Raw genomic sequence first — 10,121 nt, 5'->3', positions numbered from 1 at the left:
GCCTGCCGGGAGTCAGCCGGCGATCGGCCGGTGGGTCAGAACGACGCCTCGTCGAGGTCCATCAGGTCGAGGCCGGTGGCCTCGGCGATGGCGCGCTCGGCGCTGATCTTGGGCAGGTTGTACTGCGCGAAGAACTGCGCGGCGGCGACCTTGCCCTCGTAGAACGCCTTGTCCTTGGCGCTCGGCTCGCCGCCGAGCTTCTCCAGCGCGACCTCGGCCTGGCGCAGCAGCAGCCAGCCGCAGACCACGTCGCCCAGGGCCATCAGCAGCCGGCTGGTGTTGAGGCCGACCTTGTAGATGTTGCGGATCTCGTCCTGGGCCGACATCAGGTCGTTGATCATGTGCCCGACCATGGCGTTGGTGTCCTCGAGCGCGGTCGCGAGCAGCGCGCGCTCGTTCTTCAGCCGGCCGTTGCCGCCCTCGGCGTCGAGGAAGGCCTGGACCTGGCCGGCGAGGTGGCCCAGCGCCCGGCCCTGGTCCTTGACGATCTTGCGGAAGAAGAAGTCCTGGCCCTGGATCGCGGTCGTGCCCTCGTAGAGGGTGTCGATCTTGGCGTCGCGGACGTACTGCTCGATGGGGTACTCCTGCAGGAAGCCGGAGCCGCCGAAGGTCTGCAGCGACTCGGTGCCCAGCAGCACCCACGAGCGCTCCGAGCCGTAGCCCTTGACGATCGGCAGGAGCAGGTCGTTGACCGCGGCGGCGAGCTTGACCTCGTCGGTGTCGGTCGTGCCGGCGTGCTCGGCGAGCATCACCTGGTCCTGGTAGGAGGCGGTGTAGAGCACCAGGGCGCGCATGGCCTCGGAGAAGGACTTCTGCACCATCAGCGAGCGGCGCACGTCGGGGTGGTGGGTGATGGTGACGCGCGGGGCGGTCTTGTCGCCCGACTGGGTCAGGTCGGCGCCCTGCTGGCGGGTCTTGGCGTAGTCGAGGGCGTTGAGGTAGCCGGTCGACAGCGTCGCGATGGCCTTCGTGCCCACCATCATGCGGGCGTTCTCGATGACCTGGAACATCTGCGCGATGCCGTTGTGCACCTCGCCGAGCAGCCAGCCCTTGGCCGGCTCGCCGCCGCCGACGGAGGAGTCGCCGAAGGTGACCTCGCAGGTGTTGGAGACCTTGATGCCCATCTTGTGCTCGACGTTGGTGACGTAGACGCCGTTGCGCTCGCCGGTGAGCTCGCCGGTCTGGTGGTCGAAGTGGTGCTGGGGGAGCAGGAAGAGCGAGAGGCCCTTGGTGCCGGGGCCGCCGACGCCCTCGACGCCCACGGGGCGGGCGAGCACGAGGTGCATGATGTTCTCGCTCATGTCGTGCTCGGCCGAGGTGATGAAGCGCTTGACGCCCTCGATGTTCCAGGAGCCGTCCTCGTTGGGCGTGGCCTTGGCGCGGCCCGCGCCGACGTCGGAGCCGGCGTCGGGCTCGGTGAGCACCATGGTGGCGCCCCACTGGCGCTCGACCATGATCTCGGCGATGCGCTTGTCGCGCTCGTTGCCGTTGCGGTGGACCACGCCGGCGAAGGGGGCGCCCGCGCCGTACATCCACACGGGGGCGTTGGCGCCGAGCACCAGCTCGCCGAGGGCCCACACCAGCGAGGAGGGGGCCGGGGTGCCGCCGAGCTCCTCGGAGATCTGCAGGCGCCAGTACTCGGAGTCCATCCAGGCCTGGTAGCTCTTCTTGAACGACGCGGGGATCGGCGCGGTGTTGGTGGCCGGGTCGAAGACCGGCGGGTTGCGGTCGCTGTCCTCGTAGGACGCGGCCAGCTCCTCGCGGGAGAGGCGGTCGACCTCGGCGAGGATCTCGCGGGCCGTGTCGCCGTCGACCTCCGCGAAGGGGCCGGTGCCGAGGATCTCGTCGCGTCCGAGCACCTCGAAGAGGTTGAACTCGATGTCGCGCAGGTTGCTCTTGTAGTGGCTCACTGATCCACACCTTCTGGTTCGTCGCTGGGGTTCGGTCGCCGGTGGGCGGGCCGGTGGGGGTGCTGCCGGCGGTGGTGCCGGTGGTGGTGCGGGGGACCGGTGGTGACGTCGGTTACCCGTCGGTTTACTGGTCGGTAACATCATGGTAGGAGCGGCCGCTCGCCCGCGCAAGCGAACGGTCGGGGTCGCGATGGCCCGCGGGTGCGTCCGCGGGAGCCGGTGGTGGGGCGCGCCCCCGCGCGCTAAAGTCGACTGTCTTGATCGAATTTGTCGGTCGGTGCCGCGTGCGCGCCCCGACCGACGCCGACCGGAGGGGGACGCGGTGCGCAGGCTGGTCGTGCTCGCCCTGGTCGGACTGGCCGCGCAGTTGGTCGACGGCTCGGTCGGCATGGGCTACGGCGTCACCTCGGCCACGCTGCTGCTGGCCGCCGGCACGGGCCCGGCCGCCGCCTCGGCGGCGATCCACCTCTCCGAGATCGGCACGACGCTGGTCTCCGGCGCCGCCCACCACGCGCTGGGCAACACCGACTGGCGCACGGTCGGCATCCTCGCCGTGCCCGGCTTCGTGGGCGCCTTCGCGGGCGCCACCTTCCTGGTGGGCCTCGACGCCGACGTGGCGGTGCCGGTCGTCGCCGTCGTGCTGCTCGTGCTGGGCTGCTGGGTCACGCTGCGCTTCCTCGCCCAGGGCACCCGCACCCCGCGGCCCGGCCCGCCCCCGCGGGCCGCGATCCTCGCGCCCGTCGGCCTGGTGGCCGGCGCCCTCGACGCCGTCGGCGGGGGCGGCTGGGGCCCCGTCGGCACCAGCACGCTGCTCTCCTCGGGCCGCCTCGAGCCGCGCAAGGTCGTCGGCTCCGTCGACACCGCCGAGTTCGTGGTGGCGGTGGGCGGCTCGCTGGGCTTCCTCCTCGGCCTCGGCCGGGCCGGCATCGACGGTGCGGTCGTGCTCGCGCTCATGATCGGCGGGGCCGTGGCCGCCCCGGTGGCCGCCCTCGTCGTGCGGCACCTGCCCGCGCGGGTGCTGGGCGTCGTCGCCGGCGGCGTCATCGTGCTCACCAACGTCACCACCCTCGCCGGCCTGCGCGACGCCGACCCCGTCACCACGGGGCTGCTCGCCGCCCTCGTGGTGGTGCTGTGGGTGCTGTGGGTCGCCTGGGCGGTGCGCCTGGAGCAGTTCGCGCGTGAGGGGGTGCGGCTCGACGTGCCCGACGTACGCCGGGCGCAGCGGGCGCACTGACCGGCGCGGGGTCGGCACGGTGGCGGTGAGGGCCGCACGCGGGCTGGGTCAGGGCTACTGAGTCGCGTGAGTCGCCAAGGTCGACTGGAGGGGTCGACTCATCTGACAGACTGGCCCCATGCGCGTCTCCGCCAAGTCCGACTACGCCCTGCGGGCCCTCATCGAGATGGCCTCGCGCGCCGACGGTCGCGCGGTCAGCGCCGAGGAGCTCGGCCGGCTCCAGGAGATCCCCCACGGCTTCCTGCAGGCGATCCTCGCCGACCTGCGCCGCGCCGGCATCGTGATGTCGCAGCGCGGTCAGTCCGGCGGCTGGCGCATGGGGCGCGCCGCGGGCGACGTGTCGGTGGCCGACGTCATCCGGGCCGTCGACGGCCCGCTGGTCTCGGTCTACGGCCTGCGCCCGGAGGCCGTGACCTACAACGAGGCCGCCGGGGAGCTGCAGCACGTCTGGATCGCCGCCCGCCGCGCCCTGCGCGACGTCTTCGAGCAGGTCTCCATCCAGCAGCTCGCCGACCGCGAGCTGCCCAGCACCGTCACCGAGCGGACCTCCGACGAGGACGCCTGGCAGCCGCACTGACCTGCGGCGACCTGCCCGCGGCCGCTGGTCGTGCGGGCTCGGGCCCCGGTCCGTCAGCCCCCGTCGGCTGAGTCGGCTGGGCCGGGTGAGCCGGCTGGGCCGGCTGCGGTGGCGGCGGCCAGCCGGGACTTGAGCTTGGTGCGCTTGCGCTCGAGCTTCGCGGTACGACGGGCGAGGGCGTCGTTCTCCTCGCGCAGGCGGGCCACCTCGACCAGCAGGTCGGCGACCGAGTCGGTCACCGAGGCCAGCCGCGCGCCGGGGCCGACCTCGTCGGGGTCGACCGCGCGGGTCGGCAGCGCCGGCACGAGGTCGGCGGCATCGCCGTACAGCAGCCAGCCGGCGTCGGCCACCGCCTTGGCCCAGCGCTCGGCGAGGTCGCGCAGCTCGCCGTGGAGCTCGGCGGGGAGCGTCGGGAGCTCCGGGCCCGAGGCCTCCTCCTCGCGGCGGGCCAGGTGGTCCGACACCACGCGTCGCTGCGCGCCGGGGGCCACGCGGCCGTCGACGGCCCGGTTGACCCCGCGCAGCACGGCCAGGCCGGTCGCGTCGAGCCCGGCGCCGCGGTCGGTGTCGACCTCGGTGAGCGGGAGCGCGGCGGCGTCGAAGCTGACCACGCGACCGAGGTCGGCCCACACCGAGGCGGCGCAGTCGCGGCGGGAGACGGAGGCGCCGCTGGCGTCGTCGGCGCGGGGTGCGACGACCACGTGCATCCGGTCGGGGCGGCGCAGCGCGGCGGACCACCGGTGCAGCACGCCCTCGAGGTCGTGCTCGTCCCAGAAGGCGACGGCCTCGGGCGCCTCGCGGGCGGGGTCGAGCACCCGACGGGTCCAGCGGCGCAGCGAGCGGGTGGCCCCGGCGCGGATCGTGTCGGCCCAGGCGCCCACCAGCTGGGAGGCGGGGTCGGCGACGACGGCCACGACGTGCACCTCCCACCCGCTCAGCGCGTCGAGGAGCAGGGCGATCTGGTCGGTGTCGGCGCCGGCGAGGTGCTCCTCGGCCAGCACGACGCTCTCGCCCTTCGCGCAGGCCTTCCGGGCACGGTGGCACATGGCCGCCCACGTGCCCTCGACCTCGCGGCGGCGGTAGCCGTGCTGCTTGTGGTCGCGCCGCAGCTCGACGGCGGCCCGCAGCACCTCGTCGCCGACGCGGGTCGGCACGTGCACGCCCGCGGCGGAGAGCGCCGAGGCGTGGTGGGCGAGCGCCGCGGGGAGGAAGGCGCCGCCGGCGCCGGGGAGACCGATGTGGAGGTAGATCCTGCGCTTGGCCATGGCCCGCACGGTGGCAGCGGCGGGCGGCCGGCCGGTGAACTCCCGGCCACGACCGGTGGGCGGCTCGGTGCGGACCGTCGCGGGGGCCGCCGGCCGACGCCCCCGCCCGCGTCCTACCGACCGTTGCGACCACTGGCAGGGCGTCACAACGGTCGGCCAGTGGTCGCAACGGTCAGTAGGACGGCCGGCGCGGGGCCGGGACGGGCGGAGTCAGTCCTGGCAGTGGCGCCGGGCCCAGTCGACGAGGGGGCGCAGGGTGCGCCAGTCGTCGCGCACGAGGTCGAGGGCGGCGGGGGTGTGGATGACCGGCTCGAAGCCGTGGGACCGCCCGACGGTCAGCGAGCGGTGGCGCAGCAGGTCGATGCGCGGGTGGTCGGCGTCGTAGCCGCGCGGCGAGGTCTTGAGCCGGTCGCCGCCCACCTCGAAGCCCTCGCCGACCAGCGTGGCGAGGAGCGACTCGAGCTCCGCGCCGTAGAGGTCGTGGGCGACGGCGGCGCGGAAGGCCTGGAGCCGACCCCCCGAGGCCTCGTAGAAGCCGGCGCCGGTGCGCAGGCCGCGCGGGGAGAGCTCGACGTACCACCCGGTCGACGGGCCCGCGGCGGCGAAGGCGCCCTGGTGGGTCTTGTAGGGCGTCTTGTCCTTGGCGAAGCGCACGTCGCGGTAGGGCCGGAAGATCTTCACGGCCCCGAACTCCGGGGCCAGCACCTCGGCGAGCGCGGTGAAGGGGGCCTTCACCGACTCCTCGTAGACCCCGCGGTGCTTCTCCCAGAACGACTTGGTGTTGTCGACCTCGAGGTCGTCGTAGAAGTCGAGCGCTGCGACGGGGAAACCGGTGAACTCCACCCGGCGAGCCTAGGCCGCGCCGGTGCGCGACCCGGGCGGGCCCAGGTCCCGGGGGAGCCCGGGCCAGGTCAGGGGGTGGCGCCGGCGCTGTCGTCGTCCCAGGCGTGGTGGCCGAGGTCGTCGGGCCGGTCGGTGTCGAGGCCCAGCAGCTCACGGGCGGTCCGGTGGTTGTCGGGGCCGCCCGCAGCGGTCATGACGGCGCGGGCCTCGGACTCCGAGGTGCCGGGCGGCACGACGACGAGACGGACCCGTCGCCCCGAGGACAGCTTGGCCACCACGAGGTGGGTGTCGTCGCTGGGGAAGGAGCCGGTCTTGACCATGCCGCGGGCCGCGCGGACCCGGCGCGGGGTGGCGACGCCCTCCGGGTCGTCCCAGTCGGGGCGGGAGAACAGCAGCCGGTCGAGGCGCCCGACCTCGACGGGGAAGTGGTCGACGAGGTCGGCGACCTCGGTGACCAGGTCGCGCGAGCGTGGCCACCACGCACCGTCGACGGGACCGTGGGGATCCTCGGCGATGCTCAGGCGCAGCGGCTGGCTGGCGACGGCGGTGCCGCGCGGCGCGGAGGCGACCGGGGCAGCGGGGGACGGGGCGTGCGGTGACGTCGTCATGACGTCCACCTTCCGCACCTGCGTCTCGGCGGACCCGACGGGCCCGGCGTCGCGGGTGATGCTCCCCACCGTACTCCTGCCCGGGGGCGCCTGCCGGTCGCGGGAGGAGCGGGTGGCGGCCGGAGCGGGGACCGGGAGCCGGGTCGGGTGGCAGCCGCGACGCTAGGAGCCCCGGGGCGGGGGCGGGGGTCGGCGCTTCGACCGGTCGAGTGGTCGTGGTGCGGCCGGGGAGCCGGCAGGGCGATCGGGCCCGGTCGTGATGGCGATGAGGTCCCAGCCGGGCGGGATGGCGGCCATGATGTCGGTGACCATCGAGAGGTAGTCGGTGCCCTGGCGGACGTAGCACTCCTGCGCTGGTCCGCCGGGTGGTCCCGCCGTGGCTTCGATCCTCACGTCGTGAGGCTAGGGGCCCGGTGGTGAGGGGTGTGCCCCGCTCGGACGGCTCCGGGGGGACAGCGCCGTCCGAGCGGGGACCGCGCCGCGGTCGGACCGCGTCGCGAGACCGTCAAATTTCTGTGACAGGCACCACTGTGCTCCCGGTGTCGGCCCGTTTAAAGCCCCCCGTCGCCTGGGTCGCCTGGGTCGCCTGGGTCGCCGGGGCCGACGTCGGCGCTGCCGGGGGCCGACCGACCCGGAGAGGGTGCCGGCGGGGGACGGCGCGGCTGGAGCGGGAACCGGCAGGCGGCCCGGGTGGGGGCCGGCCTGCCGGTGTGTGGAGCGGATGACGAGACTCGAACTCGCGACATCGACCTTGGGAAGGTCGCGCTCTACCAACTGAGCTACATCCGCAACATCACCGAGGGGCGGCCCCGGCGACGGCGTCATGCTAGACGATCACGCCCCGGAGGGTGCAGAGGAGGGTGCGGACCGGGCGGTCAGGTCGCGGGTCAGGGTCGGGTGCTTGGGCGAGAGGCCGTCTCCGGAGGAGCGTCCGGTGAGCCGTCGGTGCACCCACGGTACGGCGCTCTCGCGCAGCCACGTCGCGTGCGCGGCGGCCTGCTCGCGTCGCGTCGTCGGCGCGGCCTCGCGCAGGGGCAGCGCGGCCAGGTCGTGCGCGACACCGAGGGTGTCGAGCACCTCGATCGCCATCCGCTGGTGGCCGGCAGGGCCCATGTGCATGCGGTCCTCGTCCCACAGCCGCCAGTCGCGGTACTCCTTGAGGCGCCAGAAGTCGACGATGGTGGCGCCGTGGCGGTCGGCGGCCTCGCGCACCAGCTCGTTGTAGAGCGCGAAGCGGGGGCGCACCGGGCGGTAGATCGCCGAGCCGCCCGGGTCGAAGGCGGTCCACACCAGCAGCCGCGCGCCGGTGGCGGCGAGGCGGCCGAGCGCGGCGTCGTAGCGCTCGGCGAGGGCGTCGAGGTCGACCGAGGGGCGCAGGATGTCGTTGGCGCCGGCGTAGATCGTGACCAGGTCGGGCTCGAGGGCCAGCGCCGGCTCGAGCTGCTCGGCGAGGATCCCGTCGAGCTTGCGGCCGCGGATGGCGAGGTTGGCGTAGCCGAAGTCGGGCGACGCGGCGCCGAGGACCTCGGCGACGCGGTCGGCCCAGCCCCGCAGGCCGTTGGGGCGGTCGGGGTCGGGGTCGCCGACGCCCTCGGTGAAGGAGTCGCCCAGGGCGACGTAGCGCTGGTAGGTCACCGATCCATGATGCGGGAGCGGGCCGAGCCCCGGACGTCAGGGTGCCGCCGGCGCGGGGCCGGTAGGTTGAGGCGCGTGCTGCTCAGCGACCGCGACATCCTGGCCGAGATCGACGGCGGCCGTGTGGCCCTCGACCCGTGGGAGCCGCAGATGCTCCAGCCGTCGAGCATCGACGTGCGCCTCGACCGGTACTTCCGCGTCTTCGAGAACCACAAGTACCCCCACATCGACCCCGCGGCCGACCAGTCCGACCTCACCCGGATCGTCGAGCCCGAGGGGGACGAGGCGTTCATCCTGCACCCGGGCGAGTTCGTGCTGGGGTCGACGTACGAGGTCGTGACGCTGCCCGACGACATCGCGGCGCGCGTGGAGGGCAAGTCCTCGCTGGGGCGCCTCGGGCTGCTGACCCACGCCACCGCGGGTTTCGTCGACCCCGGCTTCTCCGGCCACGTCACGCTGGAGCTGGCCAACGTGGCGACGCTGCCGATCAAGCTCTATCCCGGCATGAAGATCGGGCAGTTCTGCTTCTTCCGGCTCTCCTCGCCCTCCGAGCACCCCTACGGCTCGGAGAGGTACGGCTCGCGCTACCAGGGCCAGCGCGGCCCGACGCCGTCGCGCTCCTTCCAGGGCTTCCACCGCACCTCGATCTGAGCGGCCGCGGCCCCGGTCGCCCCGAGCAGGACGGTCGGGGCAGGACCGTCGGGGCAGGACGGTCGGGGCAGCCCGTCGCGGCGTCAGGTAAGGTTTGCCTTACCTCATATCGACCGCTCCGGGAGTACCCCATGGCCACAGCCACCTCCACCGCGCGCGCGGCGCTGCCGATGCTGCTGGAGACGGTGACCGTGCGCCGTGTCGAGCGGCTCTCGCCCAGCTTCGTGCGCCTCGAGCTCGGCGCACCTGCGCTGGCCGACCTCGGCGTCGACGGCCCGCTGCTCGACCAGCGCTTCAAGCTCGTCCTGCCCGACGGCGACGGGCCGCTGCCGTCCTTCGAGGCCGCCGACAGCGGCTGGTACGCCGCCTGGCAGGCCCTGCCGCAGGCCGAGCGCGGCCACATGCGCACCTACACCATCCGCGACATCGTCGGCGAGGGCGAGGACACCCGCCTGGTCGTCGACGTCGTGCTCCACGACGAGGGCCCCGACGGCGAGCACCCGCTCGGCCCCGGCGCCCGCTGGGCCTCGCGCGCCCGGGTCGGCGACCGGGCCGTCGTGCTCGCCCCGCGCCGTGGCGTGGCCTACGGCGGCATCGAGTTCGCCCCCACGCCGGGCGCCCGCGTGCTCCTCGTCGGCGACGAGACCGCCGTGCCGGCCGTCGCGGGCATCCTCGCGGGCCTCGACGCCGACGCCGAGGGCCACGCCTTCGTCGAGGTGCCCTGCGCCGCCGACGTGCAGGACCTGCCGCGCCCGGCCGGCGTCCAGCTGACCTGGCTTCCCCGCGACGGCGCGCCCCGCGGGGTGGCGCTGCAGCGTGAGGTGCTGGCCTGCCTGGAGTCGCCCGTGGTGCCGATCGGGCAGGTGGAGGTCGACGAGGTCGACCCCGACCTGTGGGAGACCCCGACGTACTCCTCCTCCGGCGAGGTCGTCGCCGAGGACGGCGGGGGCGGGGCGAGTCGCTCGGAGCGGGCGGCCGCCGACCGCCAGACGGTCTACGCCTGGATCGCGGGGGAGTCGAAGGTCGTCACCGGGCTGCGCCGTGTGATGGTGCGCGACCTCGGCATGGACCGCCGCCAGGTGGCCTTCATGGGCTACTGGCGCGAGGGCGTCGCGATGCGGTCCTGACCCGCCCGGTGCCGGCCCGGGTCGATCGGGCCACGGGGTCGGGTCGTGCGTGGGCCTGGGGGCGTGCGCCGGACGTGCGTCCGGTGGGCTTCCTGGGGGGCCTTCGGTGGACGGTCAGGCGTCGAGGGCGTCGGCGACGCGGCGCAGGCCGCGGGCGAGTCGGCGGCGGCGCGGCACGGTGGGCAGGTGGCGCTCGTTGGCACGGGCGACGCGGTCGGCCACGACCTGGCGGGCGTCGTCGCGGTGGATGCTGGGCGGGTAGCTCATGGTG

At 74.5% G+C, this 10,121-nt stretch carries 11 protein-coding genes and 1 tRNA gene; 4 read left to right on the top strand and 8 right to left on the bottom strand.

The window, feature by feature from the left end; all coding sequences use genetic code 11:
* Positions 1-35: 35 nt before the first annotated feature.
* A complete protein-coding gene (locus tag ASF47_RS15600; protein ID WP_056864922.1) occupies positions 36-1,910 on the bottom strand; it encodes an acyl-CoA dehydrogenase in 1,875 nt (624 codons plus the stop codon).
* A gap of 322 nt (positions 1,911-2,232) precedes the next feature.
* Here ASF47_RS15600 and ASF47_RS15595 point away from each other — a divergent pair, with 322 nt between their 5' ends.
* On the top strand, positions 2,233-3,144 hold the full coding sequence (locus tag ASF47_RS15595) for a sulfite exporter TauE/SafE family protein (protein ID WP_056864921.1): 912 nt from the start codon (positions 2,233-2,235) through the stop codon (positions 3,142-3,144).
* Positions 3,145-3,262: 118 nt separating this feature from the next.
* Positions 3,263-3,721 (top strand): RrF2 family transcriptional regulator, encoded by a 459-nt coding sequence (locus tag ASF47_RS15590; RefSeq protein WP_056864920.1) that lies wholly within the window; start codon positions 3,263-3,265, stop codon positions 3,719-3,721.
* Between the two features lie 53 nt (positions 3,722-3,774).
* On the opposite strand, the gene ASF47_RS15585 is transcribed toward ASF47_RS15590, so the two are convergent.
* The 6 genes from ASF47_RS15585 to ASF47_RS15565 form a co-directional block, all read right to left on the bottom strand.
* Positions 3,775-4,986, bottom strand: coding sequence for a hypothetical protein (locus ASF47_RS15585; protein WP_056864919.1), 1,212 nt, complete (start codon positions 4,984-4,986; stop codon positions 3,775-3,777).
* A gap of 210 nt (positions 4,987-5,196) precedes the next feature.
* Positions 5,197-5,829, bottom strand: coding sequence for a DUF2461 domain-containing protein (locus ASF47_RS15580; protein WP_056864918.1), 633 nt, complete (start codon positions 5,827-5,829; stop codon positions 5,197-5,199).
* A gap of 68 nt (positions 5,830-5,897) precedes the next feature.
* Positions 5,898-6,437: a DUF5994 family protein gene (locus tag ASF47_RS15575; protein WP_156697943.1), complete on the bottom strand. Its 540-nt coding sequence runs from the start codon at positions 6,435-6,437 to the stop codon at positions 5,898-5,900.
* A gap of 162 nt (positions 6,438-6,599) precedes the next feature.
* Positions 6,600-6,830, bottom strand: a complete 231-nt coding sequence (locus tag ASF47_RS21180; RefSeq protein WP_156697942.1) for a hypothetical protein — start codon at positions 6,828-6,830, stop codon at positions 6,600-6,602.
* Positions 6,831-7,150: 320 nt separating this feature from the next.
* Positions 7,151-7,226, bottom strand: a tRNA-Gly gene (locus ASF47_RS15570).
* A gap of 45 nt (positions 7,227-7,271) precedes the next feature.
* The gene (locus ASF47_RS15565; protein ID WP_056864916.1) at positions 7,272-8,072 is read right to left on the bottom strand and encodes an SGNH/GDSL hydrolase family protein; all 801 of its coding nucleotides are present in this window, start codon (positions 8,070-8,072) and stop codon (positions 7,272-7,274) included.
* 75 nt (positions 8,073-8,147) lie between these two features.
* On the opposite strand from ASF47_RS15565, the gene dcd reads away from it, so the two are divergent.
* Positions 8,148-8,723 carry a dCTP deaminase gene (gene dcd, locus ASF47_RS15560; protein WP_056864915.1) on the top strand — a complete coding sequence of 192 codons (576 nt, stop codon included), beginning with the start codon at positions 8,148-8,150 and terminating at the stop codon, positions 8,721-8,723.
* Positions 8,724-8,854: 131 nt separating this feature from the next.
* Positions 8,855-9,850, top strand: coding sequence for a siderophore-interacting protein (locus ASF47_RS15555; protein ID WP_235558775.1), 996 nt, complete (start codon positions 8,855-8,857; stop codon positions 9,848-9,850).
* A 114-nt stretch (positions 9,851-9,964) separates the two neighbouring features.
* On the opposite strand, the gene ASF47_RS21175 is transcribed toward ASF47_RS15555, so the two are convergent.
* Positions 9,965-10,117 (bottom strand): hypothetical protein, encoded by a 153-nt coding sequence (locus ASF47_RS21175; protein WP_156697941.1) that lies wholly within the window; start codon positions 10,115-10,117, stop codon positions 9,965-9,967.
* Between the last annotated feature and the right edge of the window lie 4 nt (positions 10,118-10,121).

Source organism: Nocardioides sp. Leaf285 (genome assembly GCF_001422955.1).
In the GTDB taxonomy this organism is placed as follows: Bacteria; Actinomycetota; Actinomycetes; order Propionibacteriales; family Nocardioidaceae; genus Nocardioides; species Nocardioides kribbensis.
This window is presented reverse-complemented; position numbering and strand designations above follow the sequence as displayed.